This window comes from Caballeronia glebae (genome assembly GCF_001545035.1).
GTDB classification, from domain to species: domain Bacteria; phylum Pseudomonadota; class Gammaproteobacteria; order Burkholderiales; family Burkholderiaceae; genus Caballeronia; species Caballeronia glebae.
In genome coordinates this window covers 21,095-45,362 of record NZ_FCOJ02000002.1, presented here as the reverse complement: position 1 = coordinate 45,362, position 24,268 = coordinate 21,095, and the positions used below count along the sequence as shown (strand labels likewise).

20 protein-coding genes are annotated in these 24,268 nt (G+C 62.5%); 1 reads left to right on the top strand and 19 read right to left on the bottom strand.

Going from position 1 to position 24,268, the window contains the following annotated elements:
• Positions 1 to 11: 11 nt before the first annotated feature.
• Positions 12 to 491 (bottom strand): nitrate reductase associated protein, encoded by a 480-nt coding sequence (locus AWB82_RS01825; protein ID WP_086965276.1) that lies wholly within the window; start codon positions 489 to 491, stop codon positions 12 to 14.
• A 190-nt stretch (positions 492 to 681) separates the two neighbouring features.
• Between AWB82_RS01825 and fdhD the strand changes: the two genes are divergently transcribed.
• Positions 682 to 1,509, top strand: a complete 828-nt coding sequence (fdhD, locus tag AWB82_RS01820) for a formate dehydrogenase accessory sulfurtransferase FdhD (protein ID WP_086965274.1) — start codon at positions 682 to 684, stop codon at positions 1,507 to 1,509.
• A 6-nt stretch (positions 1,510 to 1,515) separates the two neighbouring features.
• Here the strand turns inward: fdhD and AWB82_RS01815 are convergent, their stop codons facing one another.
• The 18 genes from AWB82_RS01815 to AWB82_RS01730 form a co-directional block, all read right to left on the bottom strand.
• A complete protein-coding gene (locus AWB82_RS01815) occupies positions 1,516 to 2,280 on the bottom strand; it encodes an enoyl-CoA hydratase (protein WP_086965272.1) in 765 nt (254 codons plus the stop codon).
• Positions 2,281 to 2,335: 55 nt separating this feature from the next.
• A complete protein-coding gene (locus AWB82_RS01810; RefSeq protein ID WP_086965270.1) occupies positions 2,336 to 3,535 on the bottom strand; it encodes an acetyl-CoA C-acyltransferase in 1,200 nt (399 codons plus the stop codon).
• A 28-nt stretch (positions 3,536 to 3,563) separates the two neighbouring features.
• Positions 3,564 to 5,993 carry a 3-hydroxyacyl-CoA dehydrogenase/enoyl-CoA hydratase family protein gene (locus AWB82_RS01805; protein WP_086965268.1) on the bottom strand — a complete coding sequence of 810 codons (2,430 nt, stop codon included), beginning with the start codon at positions 5,991 to 5,993 and terminating at the stop codon, positions 3,564 to 3,566.
• 466 nt (positions 5,994 to 6,459) lie between these two features.
• Positions 6,460 to 8,247: an acyl-CoA dehydrogenase C-terminal domain-containing protein gene (locus AWB82_RS01800; protein ID WP_086965266.1), complete on the bottom strand. Its 1,788-nt coding sequence runs from the start codon at positions 8,245 to 8,247 to the stop codon at positions 6,460 to 6,462.
• A gap of 71 nt (positions 8,248 to 8,318) precedes the next feature.
• Complete coding sequence (locus tag AWB82_RS01795; protein ID WP_086965264.1) at positions 8,319 to 8,993, bottom strand: TetR/AcrR family transcriptional regulator; 675 nt, start codon at positions 8,991 to 8,993, stop codon at positions 8,319 to 8,321.
• 271 nt (positions 8,994 to 9,264) lie between these two features.
• Positions 9,265 to 10,554, bottom strand: coding sequence for a phospholipase D-like domain-containing protein (locus AWB82_RS01790; RefSeq protein ID WP_086965262.1), 1,290 nt, complete (start codon positions 10,552 to 10,554; stop codon positions 9,265 to 9,267).
• On the bottom strand, positions 10,551 to 11,027 hold the full coding sequence (gene nudB, locus AWB82_RS01785) for a dihydroneopterin triphosphate diphosphatase (RefSeq protein ID WP_086965260.1): 477 nt from the start codon (positions 11,025 to 11,027) through the stop codon (positions 10,551 to 10,553). The genes AWB82_RS01790 and nudB overlap by 4 nt, the downstream gene beginning before the upstream one ends.
• Positions 11,028 to 11,135: 108 nt before the next feature.
• A complete protein-coding gene (gene aspS / locus AWB82_RS01780; protein WP_086965258.1) occupies positions 11,136 to 12,938 on the bottom strand; it encodes an aspartate--tRNA ligase in 1,803 nt (600 codons plus the stop codon).
• 91 nt (positions 12,939 to 13,029) lie between these two features.
• Complete coding sequence (locus tag AWB82_RS01775; protein ID WP_086965257.1) at positions 13,030 to 13,692, bottom strand: DUF502 domain-containing protein; 663 nt, start codon at positions 13,690 to 13,692, stop codon at positions 13,030 to 13,032.
• Positions 13,693 to 13,826: 134 nt separating this feature from the next.
• On the bottom strand, positions 13,827 to 14,219 hold the full coding sequence (locus tag AWB82_RS01770) for an FmdB family zinc ribbon protein (protein WP_086965255.1): 393 nt from the start codon (positions 14,217 to 14,219) through the stop codon (positions 13,827 to 13,829).
• Between the two features lie 149 nt (positions 14,220 to 14,368).
• On the bottom strand, positions 14,369 to 14,986 hold the full coding sequence (locus tag AWB82_RS01765) for a methyltransferase (protein ID WP_086965253.1): 618 nt from the start codon (positions 14,984 to 14,986) through the stop codon (positions 14,369 to 14,371).
• Between the two features lie 11 nt (positions 14,987 to 14,997).
• Positions 14,998 to 16,569, bottom strand: coding sequence for a ubiquinone biosynthesis regulatory protein kinase UbiB (gene ubiB, locus AWB82_RS01760; protein WP_086965251.1), 1,572 nt, complete (start codon positions 16,567 to 16,569; stop codon positions 14,998 to 15,000).
• Positions 16,570 to 16,591: 22 nt separating this feature from the next.
• Positions 16,592 to 17,251 (bottom strand): ubiquinone biosynthesis accessory factor UbiJ, encoded by a 660-nt coding sequence (locus tag AWB82_RS01755; protein ID WP_086965589.1) that lies wholly within the window; start codon positions 17,249 to 17,251, stop codon positions 16,592 to 16,594.
• Between the two features lie 170 nt (positions 17,252 to 17,421).
• Positions 17,422 to 18,438, bottom strand: a complete 1,017-nt coding sequence (locus AWB82_RS01750; protein WP_086965250.1) for a Tim44 domain-containing protein — start codon at positions 18,436 to 18,438, stop codon at positions 17,422 to 17,424.
• Between the two features lie 25 nt (positions 18,439 to 18,463).
• On the bottom strand, positions 18,464 to 19,195 hold the full coding sequence (gene ubiE, locus AWB82_RS01745; RefSeq protein WP_086965248.1) for a bifunctional demethylmenaquinone methyltransferase/2-methoxy-6-polyprenyl-1,4-benzoquinol methylase UbiE: 732 nt from the start codon (positions 19,193 to 19,195) through the stop codon (positions 18,464 to 18,466).
• 84 nt (positions 19,196 to 19,279) lie between these two features.
• Positions 19,280 to 19,687 carry a gamma-butyrobetaine hydroxylase-like domain-containing protein gene (locus tag AWB82_RS01740; protein ID WP_086965247.1) on the bottom strand — a complete coding sequence of 136 codons (408 nt, stop codon included), beginning with the start codon at positions 19,685 to 19,687 and terminating at the stop codon, positions 19,280 to 19,282.
• A gap of 9 nt (positions 19,688 to 19,696) precedes the next feature.
• On the bottom strand, positions 19,697 to 20,131 hold the full coding sequence (locus tag AWB82_RS01735; RefSeq protein WP_086965245.1) for an HIT family protein: 435 nt from the start codon (positions 20,129 to 20,131) through the stop codon (positions 19,697 to 19,699).
• 36 nt (positions 20,132 to 20,167) lie between these two features.
• Positions 20,168 to 24,262, bottom strand: coding sequence for a DUF3683 domain-containing protein (locus AWB82_RS01730; RefSeq protein WP_086965243.1), 4,095 nt, complete (start codon positions 24,260 to 24,262; stop codon positions 20,168 to 20,170).
• Positions 24,263 to 24,268: the final 6 nt, after the last annotated feature.

The following is a 24,268-nucleotide window of genomic DNA, read 5'->3' as shown; positions in this document are numbered from 1 at the left end:
GAGCCGCCCGCTCACTCAGCGAGTCCGAACTCTTTCATCGCGGGCAGGAAGTCGTGATTGACCTTGTCCGTGTTGCGCGAGAGCTTCGCGAGTGCGTAACGCTGAAAGCGGTCGAGCTTGCCCCAGCGATCGAGACTCGGCGCGCTGACCCCGGAAAGGCTGCTCTGACGGATCACGGTTTCGGGCACGGCGTCGGCGTGCATCCAGACCGGATCGGGATCGCGTTCGATTTTCTCGGGCGCGGCGTTGGCGTGCGTCTTCATCATCTCTTCGAGCGCGAGGTCGAAGTTCTTTTCGAGCTCGGCCTCTTCCTCGATCGGAAAGCGCGCCAGCAACGCGCGATCCTCGTAAGGAAGCTGCTGCCACTCGTCGAGCGAGATACGCATGCCGAAGCGGTCGAGATTGAAGCGCACGGCAAGCGGGATGAAGCGCAGATTGTCAGAGGATTCGACTTCGAATCCGAAGAGACGCGCGGCGTCGTAAAGTCCCATGGCGAAGCCTCGTTGGATTAAAGAGGCGTGCGCGACGCGCATCGCCCGCTTAAGTTATTGTAGGGCCTTGGATCTGGCTGGAACCATTGCAATCTAGCCGCTGTTCGCGTCGCGTTGCGTGCGAACAGTAACGATTGGCAGCAAGTCATATACCCGACTTTACTCGAAGTGAGCGGTCAGGAGCATTGAAGTGAATCAACTAGAAACCGATGATCAACCTGGCTTCGTCGAACGCCAGGTGCGCAGGCATCGCAAGAACGAAAGCACGATCGCCGCTGACAACGTCGGACAGGAATGGCCCGTCGCACTCGTGTACAACGGCATCTCGCACGCGGTCATGATGTGTACGCCGCGCGATCTCGAAGCCTTCGCCGTGGGCTTTTCGCTGACGGAAGGCATCGTCGCGCGCGGCAGCGACATCCACGACATCGAGGTTTATTTTCGCGACGACGGCGTCGCGTTGCCGCATGCCGAAGTGCATTTGCAGGTCGTGCAGGAGGCGTTCATGTCGCTGAAGGGCAAGCGGCGCGCGCTCGCCGGGCGCACCGGATGCGGCGTGTGCGGCATCGAAAGCATCGAACTGCTCGATCTTGAACCCGAACAGGTGCCGGACTCGGGCTTTCTCGCGCGCCTCGCGCCCGATGCAATCGAACGCGCCGCGCGCGAATTGCCCGCGCATCAAAAATTGACCAAGCTGACGGGCGGCCTGCACGCCGCCGCGTGGTGCGACGAAACCGGCGCCGTGCGCTACGCCTTCGAAGATGTCGGGCGACACAACGCGCTCGACAAGCTCATCGGCCAGTTGATCCTGCGTCGCGAAGACGCGACGCAAGGTTTCGTGTTCCTGTCGAGCCGCGCAAGCTATGAACTCGTGCGCAAATCGGCGCGCGTGGGCGTGCCGATGATCGCGACGATCTCCGCACCGACGTCGCTCGCCATCTCGATCGCGAAGCAGGCGGGCTTGCGGCTCGTCAGCTTCGCGCGCGAGAACAGCTTCGTCGAATACGACGTCCAATGATGCGCGCTAAGCGAACTTGCTGAAGTCCGGCTTGCGCTTCTCGAAGAACGCCTGGAACGCTTCGCGCGCTTCGGGCCCGACGAGCAACCGCGCGAAGTGCGCGGCTTCGTCTTCCATGCGCGCGCTCACTTCATGCGCCTGCCCGCCCTTCATGAGCGACTTGGTCACGCGCAGCGACGACGCCGGCAGCAACGCCAGCCGTTTCGCTTTCTCGAACGCGTAGCCGTCGAGTTCGGCGGCATCGATCGCGCCGTTGACGAAACCCATGCCGATCGCTTCGTTCACATCGAACGCTTCGCCGAGCAAGAGCTTTTCCGCCGCGCGCTGATAGCCCGCCGTGCGCGGCAGCAAAAGACTCGACGCCGCTTCTGGACACAAGCCGAGCTGCGAGAACGGCAGCGAAAACTTCGCGGCCGGACTCGCGTAGACGATGTCGCAATGCAAAAGCATCGTCGTGCCGATGCCGACCGCCGCGCCCGTCACCGCCGCGACGATCGGCTTCGGAAAACCGCTGATGCGCCGCAGGAACTGAAACACGGGCGCGTCGATTCCCGTCGGCGGAGCGTTCAGGAAGTCGTCAAGATCGTTGCCGGCGGAAAACGTCGTGCCGTTCGCGCGGATCAGCACCGCGCGCACGGTCGGGTCCATCTCGGCTTCGTAGAGGCCGTCGGCCATTTCCTGATACATCGCCGCGGTGATCGCGTTCTTCTTCTCCGGACGATTGAGCACGATGCTCAGCACGCCGTCCGCGCGTTCGATCTGAATGTCCATCCGCTGTCTCCTTCGTGGCGGTCCGCGAGCGACGACGCGCGCGGACCATCCGGGATCAAAGCCGCTCGATGATGCCCGCCGCGCCCATGCCGGTGCCGACGCACATCGTCACCATGCCGTACTTCAGCCCGCGCCGGCGCAAGCCGTGCACGACCGTCGATGCGCGGATCGCGCCCGTCGCGCCGAGCGGATGGCCGAGCGCGATCGCGCCGCCGAGCGGATTGATCTTCGATACATCGAGACCGAGATCGCCGATCACCGCGAGCGCCTGCGCCGCGAACGCTTCGTTCAGCTCGATCCAGTCGAGGTCGTCCTGCTTGAGCCCCGCCGCTTTCAACGCGGCCGGAATCGCTTCTTTCGGCCCGATGCCCATGATCTCGGGCGGCACGCCGCGCACGGCGAAGCTCACGAAGCGCGCGAGCGGCGTGAGGTTGAACTGCTTGAGAATCTTTTCCGACACGACGATCAACGCGCCCGCGCCGTCCGATGTCTGCGAGCTGTTGCCCGCCGTCACCGAGCCTTTGTTCGCGAAAACGGGACGCAACTTTGCGAGGCCTTCAATAGACGTCTCCGCGCGCGGACCTTCGTCGAGCGCGATCTCGCGCGCATTCACGCGCACTTCGCCCGATGCGAGATCGGGAAAGCGTTCGTTGAGCGTGTAGGCGGCGATCTCATCGGCGAATTCGCCCGCCTGTTGCGCCGCGAGCGCACGGCGATGCGACTCCACCGCGAACGCGTCCTGCGCCTCGCGGCTCACCTTCCATCGTTCCGCGACCCGCTCGGCCGTCAGCCCCATGCCATACGCGATGCCGACGTCTTCGTTGCGATCGAAGATATGCGGCGACAGCGACGGCTTGTTGCCCATCATCGGCACCATGCTCATCGACTCGCAGCCGCCCGCGATCATTGCATCGGCTTCACCGACGCGGATGCGGTCCGCCGCCATCGCGAGCGCCGTCAGCCCGGACGCGCAGAAGCGGTTCACCGTCACGCCGCCGACGGTATTCGGCAAGCCCGCGAGCAGCGCGCCCATGCGCGCGACGTTCAGCCCTTGCTCGGCTTCTGGAATCGCGCAACCGACGATCGCGTCTTCGATCACGCTCGTGTCGAGTCCCGGCACCTGGGCGACGGCCGATTTGATCGCGTGGACGAGCAGCTCGTCCGGGCGCGTGTTCCTGAACACGCCGCGAGGCGCCTTGCCGATCGGCGTGCGGCTCGCGGCGACGATGTATGCGTCTTGAACTTGTTTGCTCATGTTTTGCAGCTCCAATATGTCGCGCGCCTTAGTTGCGAACCGGCTTGCCGGTCTGCAACATGCCCATGATTCGCTCTTGCGTCTTCTGCGTGCCGAGCAGTTCGACGAACGCGCGCCGCTCCAGCGCCAGCAGCCATTCCTCGTCGACGAGACTGCCTGCCTCGATATCGCCGCCGCAGACTGCTTCCGCGATACGGCTCGCAATCAGAAAATCGTGATCGCTGATGAAGCGCCCGTCGCGCATGTTGACGAGCGACGCCTTGATCGTCGCGATAGCCGAGCGGCCCGCGACCGGCACCTGCTTCACGCGCAGCGGCGGACGATAACCCGATGCGCTCAACGCGCGCGCTTCGTTCTTCGCGATGTCGAGCAACTCGTGCACGTTGAAGACGATCGTGTCGGTCGGCTTCAGATAGCCCATCGCGCGGGCATCGAATGCGGAGGACGAGACTTTCGCCATCGCCGCGTTTTCGAAGGACTTCTGCAGGAACTTGAGCAGATCGCTGGTTGCGTTGACGGCGCTCGCCGCTTCCGCCGCGCGCAACGCCGCTTCCTTCAGGCCGCCGCCCGCCGGCACGAGACCGACGCCCACTTCCACGAGACCGATATAGCTCTCGACATGCACGACGCGTTTCGCCGAATGCAGCAGCAACTCGCAGCCGCCGCCGAGCGCGATGCCCGATACCGCCGACACCACGGGTACGCTCGCGTACTTCACGCGCATCATGCCTTGCTGAAACTTCTTCACGAACGGCTCGATGCCCTTCGCGCCGCCCATCATGAAGGCGGGCATTGCTTCTTCGAGATTGGCGCCCGCCGAGAACGGGCCGCCCGGCGCGCCGAGTTGCAGCGAAGTCGGCTGCCAGATCACGACGCCGCGATATGCCTTCTCCGCGAGTTCGATGGCTTGCGTGAGGCCGTCGATCACGCCCGGGCCGATGGTGTTCATCTTCGACTTGAACGAGACGATCACGACGTCGCCTTGATCGTCATCGAGCCACGCGCGCACGTTCTCGGTTTCGAAGAGCGTCTTGCCGAAGGTCTTCGGATCGGCGCCGGTGACGCCTTCGAGCGGCGCGCGGAAAACCTGCTTGTTGTAGACGGGCAGCTTCGAGCGCGGTTCGAAACGGTGAGCGGAAGGCGACCACGAGCCTTCGTTCGTGTGCACGCCGTTCTTCTCGGCGACCGGGCCGTCGAGCACCCACGCGGGCAGCGGCGCGTTCGAGAGCGCACGGCCCGCATCGATATCTTCCTGAACCCACTTCGCGATCTGCTGCCAGCCCGCCGCCTGCCAGCTTTCGAACGGTCCCTGATTCCAGCCGAAGCCCCAGCGAATCGCGAGATCGACATCGCGCGCGTTGTCCGCGATCGATTCCAGATGCACCGCGATGTAATGGAACACGTCGCGGAAGATCGCCCAGAGGAACTGCGCCTGCTTGTTGTCCGTTTCGCGCAGCAGCTTGAAACGCTCGGCCGGCGCACGCTTCAGAATGCGGCCGATGAGCTCGTCGGCTTTTGCGCCGCCATCGACATAAGAAGCCGTCTTCGGATCGAGAACCTTGATCGCGCGGCCTTCCTTGCGGTAGAAACCGGCGCCCGTCTTCTGGCCGAGCGCGCCGTTCTTGACCAAGGCTTCGAGCACCGGCGGCGTCTTGTAGACGGCGAAGAACGGATCGTCGGGCAGGTTGTCCTGCATCGTTTTGATGACGTGCGCCATCGTGTCGAGACCGACGACATCCGCCGTGCGGAACGTCGCCGACTTTGCACGGCCGAGGCGCGAACCGGTGAGATCGTCGACCTCGTCGAAGCGCAGGCCGAACTTTTCGGCTTCCGCGATCACCGCGAGAATCGAGAACACGCCGACGCGGTTCGCGATGAAGTTCGGCGTATCTTTCGCGCGCACGACGCCCTTGCCGATCACGCTCGTCAGGAACGTTTCGAGTTGATCGAGGATTTCGGGCTTCGTGGATTCGGTCGGGATCAGCTCGACCAGATGCATGTAGCGCGGCGGATTAAAGAAGTGCACGCCGCAGAAACGCGCCTTCAGTTCATCGGAGAAGCCGTTCGACAATTCCGTGATCGACAGGCCCGACGTGTTGCTCGCGAAGATCGCATGCGGCGCGATGTGCGGCGATACCTTCTTGTAGAGATCGTGCTTCCAGTCCATGCGCTCGGCGATGGCTTCGATCACGAGATCGCATTCCTTCAGCTTCTCGATGTCGTCGTCGTAATTCGCTGGCTCGATGAATTGCGCGTCGTCCTTCACGCCGAACGGCGCGGGCGACAGCTTCTTCAGGTTCTCGATGGCCTTGAGCGCGATACCGTTCTTCGGGCCTTCCTTCGCGGGAAGATCGAAGAGCAGGACGGGCACGCGCGCGTTGATCAGATGCGCGGCGATTTGCGCGCCCATCACGCCCGCGCCGAGCACGGCGACTTTGCGAATGTTGAGGGTGCTCACGGTTAAGCCTCCGGGGTTCAATTGGTGCGTTTTGTTAGTGCGCTAATTCGATTACTTGGGCTTTCGTTCATGAAATCCGGTGTCCGTGTCGATCTGTTTGCGCTGTGCGGAACGGCAGTCACATTCTTTGGCTAGAAGCAATTGCCGAAGGCCGGTTTCCCTTGCATACCCGGCGGCAGCGCGTAGCGCTGTGCCGAAGCTGTTTGGTGCTGAACCGGCGCGCTAAAACGACTAGCTTGTCAGACCGTGCGCGAGCCAAGCCCGGTAATTCCTATGAGGGCGACACTTAGGCGAGTGCCGCCTTGAACGAGAAAAGTGGCCAACGTGCGTATGACCGCGGGCGTGACGAGCTGCTTTCTTTGGTTACTTTCTTTGCTGCTGCAAAGAAAGTGACTGCCGCCCCGCACAGGGGCAGCGCCAATAGACCGACACGAAAACGGAATCCGGCGAAAGGCCCAACCCAAGATCAGAACAACGCTTCGTCGTAATCCATCATAGGCTTGGCTCCGGCACGAGCGGCACGAATCGTCGAAGCGGTCTCGGGCAGCAGCTTGGCGAAATAAAACCGCGCGGTGGCCAGCTTGGCCTTATAGAACGCATCGCCAGAATCGGCACGATCCAGAGCGACACGCGCCATACGCGCCCAAAAGTACGAGAACACGAGATGCCCCACGGTACGCAGATACGGCACCGCCGCCGCGCCCACTTCATCGGGATTCTGCATGGCCTTCATGCCGATCTCCATCGTGAGCTTCTGCACCTTCTCGCCGATATCCGCGAGCGGATTGATGAACTCCTGCATCTCCGGCTTCACGCCTTCCTGCTCGACGAAGTCGGAAACCAGCTTGCCGAAGCGCTTAAGCTTCGCGCCCATGTCGCCGAGAATCTTGCGGCCAAGCAGATCGAGCGCCTGAATGGAATTCGTGCCCTCGTAGATCATGTTGATGCGCGCATCGCGAACGTACTGCTCCATGCCCCATTCGGAGATGAAGCCGTGCCCGCCATAGATCTGCATCCCCATGTTGGCGCCTTCGAACGCGTTGTCCGTCAGGAAGGCCTTGATGACCGGCGTCAGCAGCGCGACGAAGTCGGCGGCTTCGGCGCGCACGGCCTCATCCGCGTGCGACAGCTCCTTGTCGATATTCAAAGCCGCCCAGTACGTGAACGCGCGGCCGGCTTCGGCATACGCCTTCTGCGTGAGCAGCATGCGGCGCACATCCGGATGCACGATGATCGGATCGGCGGCCTTCTCCGGCGCCTTCGGTCCGGTGAGCGAGCGCATCTGCAGCCGCTCCTTCGCGTACACGAGCGAATTCTGATACGCGACTTCAGTCAGCCCGAGACCCTGCATGCCGACGCCCAGACGCGCCGCGTTCATCATCACGAACATGGCGTTCAAGCCCTTGTTCGCCTCGCCGACGAGCCAGCCCTTCGCGCCGTCTAGATTGATCACGCAGGTCGCATTGCCGTGGATGCCCATCTTGTGCTCGATCGAGCCGCACTTGACGTCGTTGCGCGCGCCGATCGCGCCGTTCGCATCGGGCACGAACTTCGGCACGATGAAGAGCGAGATGCCCTTCGTGCCCATCGGCGCGCCCGGCAAACGCGCGAGCACCAGATGAACGATGTTCTCGGCCATGTCGTGCTCGCCGCTCGAAATGAAGATCTTCATTCCGGTGAGCGCGTAGGAGCCGTCGGGATTCGGCTCGGCCTTCGTGCGCAGAATGCCGAGGTCCGTTCCGCAATGCGGCTCCGTGAGGCACATCGTGCCGGTCCACTCGCCCGAGACGAGTTTCGAGAGATACGTCGACTTCTGTTCCGGCGTGCCGTGCGCGTGCAGGCATTCGTACGCGCCGTGCGACAAGCCCGGATACATCGTCCAGGCCTGATTCGCCGAGTTGAGCATTTCGTAAAGCGCGTTGTTCACGAACGCTGGCAAGCCCTGTCCGCCGTACTCGGGATCGCATCCGAGCGCCGGCCATCCCGCATCGATGTACTGGCGGTAAGCCTCTTTGAAGCCGGCGGGCGTCTTCACGACGCCATCGCCCTCGTAAGTGCAGCCTTCGCGGTCGCCGCTCTGATTGAGCGGAAACACGACTTCGGAGCAGAATTTGCCCGCTTCTTCGAGCACTTGATTGATGGTGTCGGCGTCGAGATCGGCATGCTTCGGCATGCTCTTCAATTCGGCTTCGACGTTCAGCACTTCGTGCAGCACGAATTGCATGTCGCGAAGGGGGGCGGCGTACTGTCCCATGAGTCTCTCCAGTTTCTTCAAGCTTCTGGTTGCGCGCCGCCGAACCCTTTTTTTCGATTCGAACGGCGCCGCTAACGGCTGTCGGTTTGTTGCGATGTCAGATTCGTGGTCGCGGCCGGAGTCGGTTGCGAGGCATTTCCATTCGCGCCCGCATTCGACGTCTGATACGACTGAATCGTCTTTTCCAGCGCGTCCCGCGTCAGTTGCACGGCTTCCGGCAGATGCAGAAAGCGCGCGTCGTGATGCAGGCCGAGCGTAAAGCTGTACAACTCGAAAAGCATCAGATGCGGATCGGTCTCCGCCTTCAGATGCCCTTCGTCCTTCGACTGGCGGATCGCGCGCAACAACGCCTCGCGCCACATGCTCACGCTATGCACGAGCTGCTCGCGCACGGCGCTCGCGGCGCGGTCGTCGTACTCCACCGCCCCGCTGATATAGATACAACCCGTGGTCACTTCCTGGATGCGTTTCTCCATCCAGCGATTCATCATTGCTCGCAATCGCGGCAGACCGCGCCCTTCGCGCAAGCTCGGAAAGAACACCTCATCTTCGAAGCGCCTGTGGTACTCGCGCACCACCTCGACCTGCAAGTCCTCGCGTGAACCGAAATGCGCAAACACACCGCTCTTGCTCATTTGCATCCGCTCGGCCAGCAGGCCGATCGTCAGCCCTTCCAGCCCGTCTCGACTTGCCAACTCCAGCGCTGCGTCGAGAATCGCGGCCCGCGTCTGTTCGCCTTTTCGCATGATGTCCCTACCGTTCTTATGTGACCCGTAAAATCGAACGGCCGTTCTATTATTGTGGCCGAACGCTAGTGATACAAGCAAATTTTTAGATACGCGTTTCTAAAACGCCAAGACATGTATATAGGATAAATCTCAACAATGTCCGGGCCCATTGTCGCGTTTTATGTACGGACTGCCTGTAAGTGACTGCCCGAGTTACCGGATCGTGGGGAGCCTTGTCCGGCGATGGTTGCCGACCTGTATTCTTGCGCAATCGCTGCTAAATGGCAGGTTAATCGTATTGCCCGATGGTGATCACCTTCATCATCACTCGGTACGTGTTATAAGCCAGCCAATTAAGCATTCGCTCCGTTATAGGCCGCGACGCATAGTGTTTTTCATCGATCGGGCGGCCTTCGTCAAACGCCTGAAGAATGGCGTCGTGCAGTCCGGCGATTTCGGGATGATTGACGAGCACCATATTGGCCTCGTTGTTGAGCACGAGCGAGAGCGCATCGAGATTGGATGAGCCGATGGTGGCCCAGTCCGCATCCACCACCGCAACCTTGCCGTGAAGCATCGTCTTCTCGTATTCGGCGATTCTCACGCCGTGCTTCAGCAGGTTGCCGTAGAGGAACGGCGTGGCGTAGTCCAATGCTACGAATTCCTTACGACCTATCAGGAGCGACACGCGCACGCCGCGCTCGGCCGCGTTGACGAGCGCGCGCCTCAACTTGCGCCCCGGCATGAAATAAGGATTGGCGAGCAACACTTCGCTCTCGGCGTGGGCGATTGCCCGTAGATACGCCTTTTCGATCGCGCGGCGATTGAGCAGGTTATCGCGCGCGACGAATGCAACGCACGGGCGCTCGACCGCGTGAATCTCGCCGAGACGCGCGCGCCGCCGCGCCAGCATCGCGCGTCGCGCGTTCCATCGGCTGGGCGCGCGTTCGCGGTCTTGCGCTTCACAGCCCGGCTGCGACGGCTGACGCGGCTTCACACCGAGCCGGATGCGTTGCCATTGCAGGTCGAACGCTTCACGCACGTCCTTGACGACGGGGCCTTGCGCCTCCATCGCATAATCCCAGCGCGGCCGTTCGAGGCGCGCGCCATTTTGCTCGTAGTCGTCGACGATATTGATGCCGCCACAAAACGCAAAGGTCTCGTCGATCAGCGCGAGCTTGCGATGCGTGCGCGACCAGCCTTGCGGCCCGAACAGCAGATGCGGGTTATAGATGCGATGCTCGACGCCGCGTTCCTGCCAGAGCTTGAACATCGGCAGATTGCTTTCCGTGCCGATGCCATCTGTGATCACGCGCACCGCGACGCCGCGTTCGGCCGCGCGCACGAGCGCATCGGAGACGGCGCGGCCGATGTCGTCGTTGGCGAAGATATACGTTTCGAGCGACACCGATTTACGCGCCTTGTCGATACGCTCGATCAATGCCGGGAAGAACTGCACGCCGCCCTTGAAGAGCCGCACGCGATTGTCGGTCGTGAAGCAGAAGCGCGGCGGCCGGCGGCCCGAGGACAGCGCCTGGCGCAGCCGTTTGAAACTGCGCTGCGGCCGCAGTCCGATCATCGGCTATGCGCCGCGAGGCGTTCGGGCAATTGCAGGATCGCTTCCCGGTTCGACCACGAGAAGCAGCGGTCGGCGGCCTCGCGAAACGGCAGCCACAGATTCGCGGTGTGCTCGCGCGGCGCGAGCGTCACTTCGAGGTAATGCGGCACGAGCAGGCTGAACTGATGCTCCGTGTTGCGCGTGATGCCTTCGGCATAGCGGTGCCGCCATTGCGGGTAGATCTCGTACTGAATGCTGTGATGCCAGTCGAGCAGCGCGTTCCCGGGCACGAGCGCGCTGCCGATCACGATGCCAGTCTCTTCGCGCACCTCGCGCGCGGCGGTCTCGGAGAGCGGCTCGTCGATGTGATCCTTCGAGCCCGTCACCGATTGCCAGAACCCTTTGTGATCCGCCCGTTCGATGATGAGCACGTCGAGTTCGGGCGTATGAATGACGACAAGCACGGATTCGGGAATTTTGGGCGGCTTCTGCATGAGCTTTGAACGGGCGTTTCTTTATCTGTTTATGCCCAAAGACTGTAACGCAAAAAATGAAAAAGGCGCACTCGGCGCCTTTTTCATCACATCGACCACGAAAGCTGCTTAGTGCGGCTTCTGTTCCGGCTGACGCAGACGAATGTGCAACTCGCGCAACTGGCGCTCGTCCACTTCGCTCGGCGCCTGCGTAAGCAGATCCTGCGCGCGCTGCGTCTTCGGGAACGCGATGGTGTCGCGAATCGAATCGGCGCCGGACATCAGCGTGACGACGCGGTCCAGACCGAACGCGATACCACCGTGCGGCGGCGCGCCGTACTGCAGCGCATCGAGCAGGAAGCCGAACTTCAGACGAGCTTCTTCGGCGCTGATCTTGAGCGCGCGGAACACCTTGCTCTGCACGTCTTCCTGGAAGATACGCACCGAGCCGCCGCCGATTTCCCAGCCGTTCAGCACCATGTCATACGCCTTCGCGAGGCAGCGGCCCGGGTCCGTTTCCAGATATTCGAGGTGCTCGTCCTTCGGGCTCGTGAACGGATGATGCGCGGCCACGTAGCGGTTCTCTTCCTCGTCGAACTCGAACATCGGGAAGTCGATAACCCACAGCGGCTTCCAGCCGGTTTCGAGCAGACCGGTCGACTTGCCGAATTCCGAATGACCGATCTTCAGACGCAGCGCGCCGAGACTGTCGTTCACGACCTTCGCGCGATCCGCCGCGAAGAAGATGATGTCGCCGTCTTGCGCCGCCGTGCGCTCCAGGATCGCCGCGATCGCCGCGTCGTGCAGGTTCTTCACGATCGGGCTTTGCAGGCCGTCGCGACCTTTGGTCTTGTCGTTGATCTTGATCCACGCGAGACCCTTCGCGCCGTAGATGCGCACGAATTCCGTGTAACCGTCGATGTCGCCGCGCGACAGCTCGCCGCCCTTCGGCACGCGCAGCGCCGCGACACGGCCGTCTTTCGAGTTCGCCGGCATGCTGAACACCTTGAAGTCGACGTCCTTCACGGCATCGGTGAGGTCGGCGAATTCGAGCTTCACGCGCAGGTCGGGCTTGTCCGAGCCGAAGCGACGCATCGCTTCCGAGTACAGCATGACCGGGAATTTCTCTGGCAGCGCGACGTCCATCGTCTCCTTGAAGACGTGACGGATCATCGCTTCGAACAGATCGCGGATTTCCTGTTCGGTGAGGAACGAGGTTTCGCAGTCGATCTGCGTGAATTCCGGCTGACGGTCGGCGCGCAGGTCTTCGTCACGGAAACACTTGGTGATCTGGTAGTAACGGTCGAAGTTCGCGACCATCAGCAGCTGCTTGAACAGTTGCGGCGACTGCGGCAGCGCGAAGAACTGGCCCGCGTTCACGCGCGACGGCACGAGGTAATCGCGCGCGCCTTCCGGCGTGCTCTTGGTCAGCATCGGCGTTTCGATGTCGATGAAGCCTTGCGCGTCGAGATACTTGCGCACTTCCATCGCGACGCGATAGCGCAGGCGCAGATTCTTCTGCATTTGCGGACGGCGCAGGTCGAGCACGCGATGCGTGAGGCGCGTGGTTTCGGACAGGTTGTCGTCGTCGAGCTGGAACGGAGGCGTCACCGAGGCGTTCAGCACCACGAGTTCGTGGCACAGCACTTCGATCTTGCCGCTTGTGAGGTTCGCGTTGACCGTGCCTTCGGGACGGTTGCGCACGACGCCTTTGACCTGCACGCAGAACTCGTTGCGCACGCCTTCGGCCACCTTGAACATCTCGGCGCGGTCCGGGTCGCAGACGACCTGAACGAGGCCTTCGCGATCGCGCAAGTCGATGAAGATAACGCCGCCATGATCGCGGCGGCGATGCACCCAGCCGCACAGCGAGACGGTTTCGCCCAGTCGGGCTTCGGTCACCAGACCGCAGTATTCAGATCGCATCGACATGATGTTGTGTCTTTCGTTGTTCGTTGATCAACGGCTCGCGCGCCCGGGTCAAGCTCTCTCGCGGCTGACTCTCGCTGCGCGCGCGCCGGCATTACATCGGCGGCTCGGTGGGGCGGCGTGCTGGCGCGACCGGCGCCGACGCGCTCGGCGAAGGGGCCACCACGCCCATCGAGACGATGTACTTCAGTGCGGCGTCGACGGTCATGTCCAATTCGACGACTTCGCTTTTCGGCATCATCAGGAAGAAGCCGGACGTCGGGTTCGGCGTAGTCGGCACGTAGACGCTCACGTGCTCCCCGTCGAGGTGATTCAGCACGTCGCCGCCCGGAATGCCCGTCAGAAAACCGATGGTGTACGAGCCTTTACGCGGATACTCGATCAGGAGCGCTTTGCGAAACGCGTTGCCGCTCGACGAGAGCAACGTGTCCGACACTTGTTTCACGCTCGTGTACAGCGGACCGACCACCGGAATGTGACGCAGGATGGCGTCCCACCATTTCACGAGCTTCTGGCCGACGAAGTTCTGCGTCAACAGCCCGACGATGAAGATGAACGCGAGCGTGAGCACCGCGCCCACGCCCGGCAGATGGAAGCCGACGACCCGCTCGGGCTGCCACGATTGCGGCAACAGGAGCAGCGTCTGGTCCATCGTTCCGATGACGAGCCCAAGCACCCACAGGGTGATGGCGAGCGGCACCAGCACGAGCAGGCCGGTGAGGAACACGGTTTTCAGCGTAGTCTTTTTCGTCGTCATTTACACGGGGAGAAGGCTGCGCCGGCTCTCGACTGCTTGGGAGATTCGGCTTGGCAGGCGGGCCGCGCCCGGCTGAGCGCGGTCTACGAGGTCATGGGCGAGGCATGTGGCCGCACGCGCCGGCCGTCTTGCGCTCAGGCGGCGCTCGATGACGATGATGCGGACCCGCCCGCGGCGGGCTTGGCGGCATCCGACGAAGACGTGCTGGCCGGCTTCGCGCTCTCGCTCGAATTCGAGCTGGCGGAACTGGCATCGTCCGATTTCGCCGCCGATACGTCCGACGCGTTCGACGCGGCGGTGCTGCCGCTATCGTCGCTGTTGGCGCTCTTGCCGCTCTTGCTATTCCCGCCACGGAAATCGGTGACATACCAGCCCGAGCCCTTCAGCTGGAATCCGGCGGCGGTCACTTGCTTCGAGAAAGCGCTCTTCCCGCAGGCGGGACACTGCGTGAGCGGCGCATCGCTCAGTTTCTGAAGCACGTCTTTTTCGTGGCCGCAGTCGGCGCAACGGTACGCGTAAATCGGCATGGGACTCTTCCTACAATGATCTGTCGACGCTTGCAAAGCCTTGAATTATAGCCGCAAACCAATAATGACCCGCGATTTTCGGGTTCGCGGATACAAGATCGATCACGCAATATTTCGGGGCGTCGGCGGCGGATTTCAAGCCGGCCGGCTCAGATTCGCCGCCAGGTCAGCCAGCGCTCGCGGCCGGCGAAGACAGGAATCGAATTGCTCACCTCGCGCTCTTCGATCAGTTCGAAGTGCGGCGCCAACAGCGCATCCAGTTCGCTGCGTTCGATTCCGAAGGGCGGTCCTTTCGGCGTCGATCCGAAGAAAAAAAAGCCCGCCAGCAGCGCGCCGGGCGTAAGCAACGCCGCCATCCGGTCGGCGTAGTCTTGCCAGCGGTTTTTCGGCAGCGCGCAGAGAAAAGCGCGCTCATAGACCCAGTCAGCGGAAAACGGCGGCGTGTACGCGAAGAAATCCGCTTCTTCGACGACGCCCGCATGAGCACCGAGTTGCGCGCGCGCAGCTTCGACGGCGCCGGCGGAGAAGTCGATCGCGCGCACCGGCCAGCCGCGTTCGGCAAGATAAAGCGCTTCGTACGCGCTGCCGCACCCGGGAATCAGCACGTTTTGCACAGTGCGCGACGCGACGAAGGTCTCGAACATCTCCGGTACGCCCGCCTGATCCCACGGCGTGAAATGCTGGCCGAAACGCTCGTCCCAGAAACCCGGCGAATTCGGATCGCGGTTCTCGAAATCGGGAACGTCTGAGTTCGTCGGATCGCTCATGTCGTGCGCCTTCAGTGATGGAGCCAGAACTGCGCGATCACGAAGCCCGCGCCCGCCATCGCGACGATTCCGCCGACAATCACGGTCGCGAGCAGGCGGTTCGTGCGCTTCTGCTCGGCGAGGAGCATTCGCATCAGGTCGTCGCTGCCGCTTTTCGGCGAGTCGTGGTGTTCCGCCAGAATATGGTGAATCAGCCGCGGCAGTTGCGGAATCGTCTTGCTCCACTGCGGCGCTTCCATCTGCAGGCGCTCGTACCAGCCACGCCAGCCAATCTGCTCGTTCATCCAGCGTTCGAGATACGGCTTGGCCGTTTTCCACAGATCGAGTTCCGGGTCGAGCGAGCGCCCGAGCCCTTCGACATTGAGCATGGTCTTTTGCAGCAGCACGAGTTGCGGCTGGATCTCGACGTTGAAGCGGCGCGACGTCGAGAAAAGGCGCATCAGCACCTGCCCGAGCGAGATGTCTTTCAGCGCGCGGTCGAAATACGGCTCGCACACCGCGCGAATCGAGCTTTCCAGTTCCTCGACGCGCGTGCTAGGCGGCACCCAGCCGGATTCGAGGTGCAGCGTTGCGACGCGGTGATAGTCGCGCTTGAAGAACGCGAGGAAGTTCTGCGCGAGATAGTTCTTGTCGAAGTCCGACAGCGCGCCGACGATGCCGAAATCCAGCGCGATATAGCGCCCGAAGGTCGCCGGATCGAGGCTCACCTGAATGTTGCCGGGGTGCATGTCGGCGTGGAAGAAGCCGTCGCGAAACACTTGCGTGAAGAAAATTTCGACGCCTTCGCGCGCGAGCTTCGGAATGTCGACGCCCGCCGCGCGCAGGGTAGCGACCTGGCTGATCGGCACGCCCACCATGCGCTCCATTACGAGCACCGTCGGCGCGGACAAGTCCCAGTACATCTCCGGCACGAGCAGCAGATCGAGCCCCTGAAAATTGCGCCGCAACTGGCTGCCGTTCGCGGCCTCGCGCATCAGATCGAGTTCGTCGTGCAGATATTTGTCGAATTCCGCGACCACTTCGCGCGGTTTCAGACGCCGGCCGTCCGCCCACAGCCGTTCGGCCCACGTCGCGATGTCGCGCAGCAGCGCGAGGTCGGAGTCGATCACGGGCAGCATGCCCGGGCGCAACACCTTCACCGCGACGGACTTGCCCGCGTGATCGCCATTCTTGATCTTCGCGAAATGCACCTGCGCGATCGAGGCGCTTGCGACCGGCACGCGCTCGAAATCGTCAAACAATTCGTCGATGGGCGCGCCGAGCGATTTCTCGATGATCGACACGGCCACTGCCGAATCGAACGGCGGGACCTGGTCCTGAAGCTTCGCCAGTTCGTCGGCGACATCGACGGGCAGCAGATCGCGCCGCGTCGACAGCACTTGCCCGAACTTCACGAAAATAGGCCCGAGGCTTTCCAGCGCGAGCCGCAGGCGGATCCCGCGCTCGATGTCGAACCTGCGGCCGAATGTCGTGATGCGCATGAGATAGCGCACGCGACGATCGTCGATGCCGCTCATCACCAGCTCATCGAGCCCGAAGCGGACGATCGTGAAAAAAATCTTGAGAAAACGCAGAAAACGCATGGTTCGAATTCGCTTCAGCTCGTTATTCGTGCGAGTCGCGCACAGACTCGCCGCCGGATCGCGCTGAGGCGCCGCTCGCCGGCCGGGACTGCTCGGATTGGCGCTCGATTCTCTCGATGCGCTTCTCGACGCGCGCGAGAGCATCGCGCGCCTTCGAAAGCTCGGCGTTGAACACGTCGAGCGCGCTCTTGCGCACGAGTTGCGGGCGCTCGTCGAGGAAATATTCAGTGAATGTGTCCAGCAGATTTCGTCCGGTGCGCAGTGCTTGCTCCTGCACCGCGCGCGCGATAAGGCCTGCGCGGTGCGCGGGCGCGTCGCCGATCACGCGCGCGAGGTCCTCTTCCGGATCCCAGCGCAGATGTTCCGCGAGCTTGGCAAGGGTCGTCGCCAATTCGGCGTCGCCCTCGATGCGAACGTGTTTCATCACCGCCGCCTGGCCGCCTTGCAGGAACGCGGGCAGCGCGTCGAGCGGCACGGCGATGGTCACGTCGAATGCGCCGGCTTGCGCCTCGGTGGTCGCCGCGAAAAGACCGTCGGGTTGCACGACGAGCGCTATCGAAACCGGCGCGCACGACAGCTTCACGCGCTTGCCTGCGTATGGTTTCAGGCGCTCGATCGCCCACGGCTCGCGCGCGAGCAGATGATTCACGGCGGCCGCGAACCCACTGGATGCGGTCTTCAAGGCGGGATTTGCTGCGGGACGGGCGGATTCGTCTGCGTTCGTCATCGGGTCTGAGATGAAAAAACCCGCGCGGGACACTTCTCGCGCGGGTTTCTATTCTACCTTCGCAACCGCTGATCACACTGACGGTTGCCAGCGCCTTGGCCATTCGGCCAAGGGCACGTTCGGGCTCAACTGACCTGCTGAATCCCTGCCAGCAGCCATCCTTCCTCGCCCGACTTCTGCTTCGACAGGTTCCAGACCTCGACGAACGGCTCCGCCGCCGCACCTTCCGACTCGCGGATCAGGCCGTGGAAGCGCACGCTCGCGAGATACTCGGCCGGGCGATCCTCGACGCCGAGCAAATCGGCGTTGAGCTGCACCACGTCCGTACGGTTCGGCGCGCTGCCGCGCGCGTCGACGTCGAGTTTCACTTCGGCGAACATTTCGGGCGTCGTGAACTCGCGGATGTCGTTGACGTTGCCACGATCCCACGCGTCCTGCAGACGCACGAAGTAGACCTTCGCGTTACGCACGAATGCTTCGGTATCGAAGCCCGCCGGCACATTCGGATTCACGGCCGCTTGCGGCGCCGGAGAATCGATGTAGTTCGCGCCGAAGCCGGTCGGCTGCTGCGGCACTTGCGGCGGGTCCTGGTTCAGGCTTTGGCGCGCGGTGGCACCGTAAGGCGAACCCGAAGCCGACCCGGCGCCCGCGTAGGCCGGCGTATTGCTGTTGCCCTGGCGCTTGCGCATGATAAAGCGGAACAGCATGACGGCCGCGAGCACGATCAAGGCGATCATGATCATGTTGGCCATCGCGCCGGCGAACGCTTCGCCGAGCCCGAAGTGCGACAGCAGCGCCGCGATACCCAGACCGGCCGCCAGACCGGCGATCGGTCCCAGCCAGCGGTTGCGCGCGGGTTGCGCCGCGGCCGGTGTAGCCGGTGCGGGCTGCGCGCGCTGGGCTTGCGCGGCCTGACCTGCCTGTCCCTGCTGCATGGATTGCGACGGCGGCGTCGTTTGATGCTGCTGCGTCGCCGTGGCCGACTGACGGCCCATGCTGCGGCCGCCGCCCATGCGCCGGGCTTCAGCCGATTCAGCGAAGATTGCGCCAGCCGCAATAACGCCAGCCAGCGCCAAGATTCCGGCCTTCCTGAAGAAGAGGTTCAGGAAACCCCGGGAGTGGGGTTTGCGCGAATCGAACATATCGAATCCTTTTGAGAGTGGAACATCAAAATTTTGTCCCGACGTGTAACGCTACCACGCCACCTGACAAATTGTAATATTCGACTCGATCCAGGCCCGCTTGTTCCATCATTGTTTTCAAAGTTTCCTGGTCCGGGTGCATGCGGATGGATTCGGCCAAGTACCGATAGCTCTCCGCATCTTTCGCCACTTTTTCGCCAATCCACGGCAAAATCTTGAAACTGTAGACATCGTACGGCTTCTTCAGCGGTTCCCACACTTTCGAGAACTCCAGCACGAGCAACTTGCCGCCCGGTTTCAGCACGCGCGTCATTTCGGCCAGCGCCAGGTCCTTGTGCGTCATATTACGTAGGCCGAATGCAACCGTAACCACATTGAAATAATTGTCCGGGAACGGAATCTTCTCGGCGTCACAGAGCAGCGCGGGCGTGAGCACGCCCTTGTCGATCAACCGGTCGCGGCCGACGCGCAGCATCGACTCGTTGATGTCCGTGTGCCAGACTTCGCCCGTCTCGCCTGCCTGCCTGGCAAAGGCCATCGCCAGGTCGCCCGTGCCGCCCGCGATGTCCAGCACCTTGTAGCCTGGCCGCACCTTTGCCTGCCCGATCGTGAAGTGCTTCCAGATCCGATGCAGTCCGCCGGACATCAGGTCGTTCATCAAGTCGTAGTTGCTCGCGACGGAGTGAAACACGCCCGCCACTTTCTTCGCCTTGTCCTGCTCGTCGACCGTTTCGTATCCGAAGTGGGTCTTGCTCATCGCGCTTTTTCCTCGCCTGTTGTTCGTTCTTTGTGTGCGCAATAGTCGCGCCGGCCGTGCGGCTTTATGCCGCGGCCTTTTTGCTCAGTGACAGTGGCCGCCGGATGGTTTCGCGGCCATCGGTGTGTCGCGGTCCATGCCGGCGGCTTCGAGTTTCGTCAGATACTCGCGCCACAATTCGTCCTGACGCGTCGCCAGATGGTGCAGGATGTCCCAAGAATAGATGCCGGTATTGTGCCCGTCCGAAAAATTGAGTTGCAGCGCGTAGTGCCCGACCGGATCGATGCCGATGATCGTCACCTCGCGTTTGCCGGTCTGCAGCGTTTCCTGTCCTGGGCCGTGGCCCTGCACTTCGGCGGAAGGCGAATAGACGCGCAGAAGCTCGAACGGCACGCGATACGACACGTCGCCGTACTGCAGTTCCAGCACGCGGGATTTCGAATGCACGACGACGCCGGAGGGAATCGGCGTCGTGGAAGTGAGTCCGCTCATGATCTCGTCTTATTGATGACCGAACGCCTGGTTCAGTTCGTTGCGCACCTGCTCGCGCAAGAGCGTCGCCTGGGCGCGGCGCTTCGATAGCTGCGACTCGGAAACCGTGCGCTGGCGCGGCGCCCAGATCGGCAAAGGGAAGCGGGAATCGTTGGAGAAACGTGGAATGACGTGCCAGTGGACGTGCGGCACCTGATTGCCGAGGCTCGCCAGATTGATCTTTTCGGGCACGAGCACGCGTCGCATCGCGCGCTCGACGCCGTTGACGGCGGTCATCACGCGCGCGCGATCGCCGTCCGGCAAATCGGACATTTCGGCGACATGCGCGCCCCAAACCACGCGGCACAGGCCGGGCCAGTCGGGCTCATCGGCGAGGACGACGCGCAACGCGTCGTCCGACCACAGCACTTCGCCGCCGTCTTCACGGCAAAACACACAGTCCATCTCATACCTCTAGCGAATCAAGCCACGATTTCGCTATTACACCAGCACGCGCTCGATACCGCCATTGTTCGCGTGTTCGACGTACTGTTCCATCCAGTTCTCGCCGAGCACCTTGCGCGCCATTTCCACGACGATATAGTCCGCCTCGACGTTGGCGTCCTCGTTGTAGCGCGACAAACCTTGCAGGCAGGACGGGCAGCTCGTCAGGATTTTCACGTCCTGACCGTTCGGCTGAGGACCGTCGCCCGCCTTGAGCACGGAACCCGGTTGCGCACCCGCCGCGCCGGCCGCCGCGTTCCCCATGTTGATAGCGTTCGCGCCCGCTTCCGCGACGAGCGGAATGCCGCGCAGCTTGGCCGCGCCCTTGCGAATCTCTTCTTCCTTGCGAAAGCGCACTTGCGTCGAAATGTCCGGGCGCGTGACCGCGAGCGTGCCCGATTCGCCGCAGCATCGATCGTTCTTCTCGATCTTGTAGCCGTCGTGTTCCGAACCCATCAGTTCGTTCACTAGCTTGACCGGGTCCATCGTCTTGATCGGCGAGTGACACGGATCGTGATACATGTAGCGCGTGCCGGTCACGCCGTCGAGCTTGATGTTCTTTTCGAGCAGGAACTCGTGAATGTCGATGATCCGGCAGCCAGGGAAGATCTTCTCGAATTCATAGCCCGCGAGCTGGTCATAGCACGTTCCGCACGACACGACGACGGTCTTGATATCGAGATAGTTCAGCGTATTCGCGACGCGGTGGAACAGCACGCGATTATCCGTGACGATCTTCTCGGCCTTGTCGTACTGACCGGAGCCGCGCTGCGGATAGCCGCAGCACAGATAGCCCGGCGGCAGCACGGTCTGCACGCCCGCTTCCCACAACATGGCTTGCGTGGCGAGTCCGACTTGCGAGAACAAACGCTCCGAGCCGCAGCCGGGGAAATAGAACACCGCTTCCGAATCGACGGTGGTCGTTTTCGGATTGCGGATGATCGGAACGATCTTGTTGTCCTCGATATCCAGCAGCGCGCGCGCCGTCTTCTTCGGCAGATTGCCCGGCATCTTCTTGTTCATGAAGTGGATCACCTGCGTGACCACAGGCGGCTTGCCGACCGTCGCGGGCGGTTTCGCCGTCTGCTTCTTCGCGAATTTCTTCAGGATGTCGTTGCCGAGGCGCTGTGCCTTGTAGCCGACGCCCATCATTGCGGTGCGCGCGAGGTTGATCGTCTGCGGATTGGTCGCGTTCAGGAAGAACATGCCGGCCGCGTTGCCCGCGTTGAACTTCTTCTTGCCCATCTTGCGCAAGAGGTTGCGCATGTTCATCGTGACATCGCCGAAATCGATCTTCACCGGGCACGGCGTCACGCACTTGTGGCAAACCGTGCAGTGATCGGCGACGTCGTTGAATTCGTCCCAATGCTTGATCGACACGCCGCGGCGCGTCTGCTCTTCGTACAGGAACGCTTCGACCAGCAGCGATGTCGCGAGAATCTTGTTGCGCGGGCTGTAGAGCAGGTTCGCGCGCGGCACGTGCGTCGCGCAGACCGGCTTGCACTTGCCGCAGCGCAAACAGTCCTTGATGGACTCGGAGATCGCGCCAATATCCGACTGCTGCATGATGAGCGACTCGTAGCCCATCAGTCCGAACGACGGCGTGTACGCGTTGCGCAGGTCCGCGCCGTCGAACAGCTTGCCCTTGTTGAAGCGGCCGTGCGGATCGACGCGCTGCTTGTAGGCGCGGAACTCGCTGATTTCGTCTTCGGTCAGGAATTCCAGCTTCGTGATGCCGATGCCGTGCTCGCCCGAGATCACGCCATCGAGCGATCGCGCGAGTTTCATGATGCGCGCGACCGCATGATGCGCGTCCTGCAGCATCTCGTAGTTGTCGGAGTTGACGGGAATGTTCGTGTGCACATTGCCATCGCCCGCGTGCATGTGCAGCGCCACGAACACGCGGCCACGCAACACCTGCTTGTGGATGGCCTGCGCTTCGTCGAGGATCGGCTTGAATTCGCCGCCGTTGAAGATCTGGCGCAGTTCCGCGCGAATCTCCTGCTTCCACGAGATGCGCACCGTGCGGTCTTGCGCGACGTGGAACACGTTGACGGCCGGCTGCATGTCGACGCGATCCGCGAACTTCTCCGCGAGCGCTTCGTAGCCGAGATTGACGAGATAGTGCTGCGCCTCGCGCAAGGGCATGTCGAGCTTGTCGCCGACGAACGTCCAGCGCGCGCGCACGCGCTTCAAGAGATCGAGCGCCTGTTGCACGCGATCTTCGAGCAGCTCGGCGCTGGGGATTTCGTTCGCGTCGTCGGTCTTGCCGAGCGGCAGCTTGCCGGTGCGGAAGAACGCTTCGAGCGCATCGACGAGTTGCAGCTTGTTCTTCAGCGACAACTCGATGTTGATGCGCTCGATCCCGTCCGTGTACTCGCCCATGCGATTGAGCGGAATCACGACGTCTTCGTTGATCTTGAACGCGTTCGTGTGCTTGGCGATCGCGGCCGTGCGCGAGCGGTCGAGCCAAAAGCGCTTGCGCGCCTCGGCATTCACCGCGACGAAGCCTTCGCCGCTCTTGCCGTTCGCCATGCGCACGACTTCGGAGGTCGCGGCGGCGACGGCATCGGCGTCATTACCGACGATATCGCCGATGAGCACCATCTTCGGGAACGCGTTGCGCTTGCTCTTGGTCGCGTAGCCGACCGCGCGCAGATAGCGTTCGTCCAGATGCTCCAGGCCGGCGAGGATCGCGCCGCCCTGCTTCGACGTTTCGAACAGATAGTCCTTGATTTCGACGATGCTCGGAATCGCATCGCGCGCCTGGCCGAAGAATTCGAGGCAGACGGTGCGCGTGTGCGCGGGCATCTTGTGCAGAATCCAGCGCGCCGACGTGATAAGGCCGTCGCAGCCTTCCTTCTGCACGCCAGGCAGACCCGCGAGGAATTTATCCGTGACGTCCTTGCCGAGCCCTTCCTTGCGGAACGTGCGCCCGGCGATATCCAGATTCTCCGTGCGCAGCAGCTTCTCGCCCGGCGGACGATTGCCGTCGAACCAGTCGAGACGGAAACGCGCCACTTCGATGTCGTGAATCTTGCCGCAGTTGTGATCAAGACGCGTGACTTCGAGCCAGTTGCCTTCCGGATCGACCATGCGCCACCACGCGAGATTGTCGAGCGCCGTGCCCCACAACACCGCCTTTTTGCCGCCCGCGTTCATCGCGACATTGCCGCCGACGCACGATGCATCGAGCGAAGTCGGATCGACGGCGAACACGAAGCCCGCCTGTTCCGCCGCTTCTGTGACGCGCCGTGTGACCACGCCCGCGCCGGAGAAGATCGTCGCGACCTTGTGATCGACGCCCGGCAGATCCGTCATTTCGACGGGACCGAGCTGCTCCAGCTTTTCCGTGTTGATGACGGCCGAGAACGGCGTAAGCGGAATCGCGCCGCCCGTATAGCCGGTGCCGCCGCCGCGCGGAATCACGGTGAGTCCGAGTTCGAAGCACGCCTTGATCAGTCCGGCGATCTCGGCTTCGGTATCCGGCGTCAGCACGACGAACGGATATTCCACGCGCCAGTCGGTCGCGTCGGTGACGTGCGAGACGCGCGACAGGCCGTCGAACTTGATGTTGTCCTTCTGCGTTTCCTTGCCCAAGACGCGCGATGCACGTCGGCGCAACTCGGCCATGCCGCCGAACTCGGCGGCGAAGTCGTCGACGGCGCGACGCGCGGCGGCGATCAGCAATTGCACGCGCCCGGCGCGCTCGCGGCTGCCGGCTTCGTCGCTGTGCGCGGTGAGGTCGGCGCTGCGGCGCTTTTCGATTTCCGAGAGACGGTGATTCAGCGCCTCGACCAGCAGCGCGCGGCGCTTCGGGTTGTCGAGCAGGTCGTCCTGCAAATACGGATTGCGCCTCACGACCCAGATATCACCGAGCACTTCGTACAGCATGCGCGCCGAACGTCCGGTGCGGCGCTCGTTGCGCAGTTCGTCGAGCACGGCCCAGGCTTCGTCGCCCAGGAGCCGCATCACGATTTCACGATCGGAGAAAGACGTGTAGTTATAGGGAATTTCGCGCAGACGCGGCTCGTTATCGAGCGCCAAGGCGGCATGGGCGCCATTCGGATCGAAGGCTTGGGGTGCGTTCATGTTCGA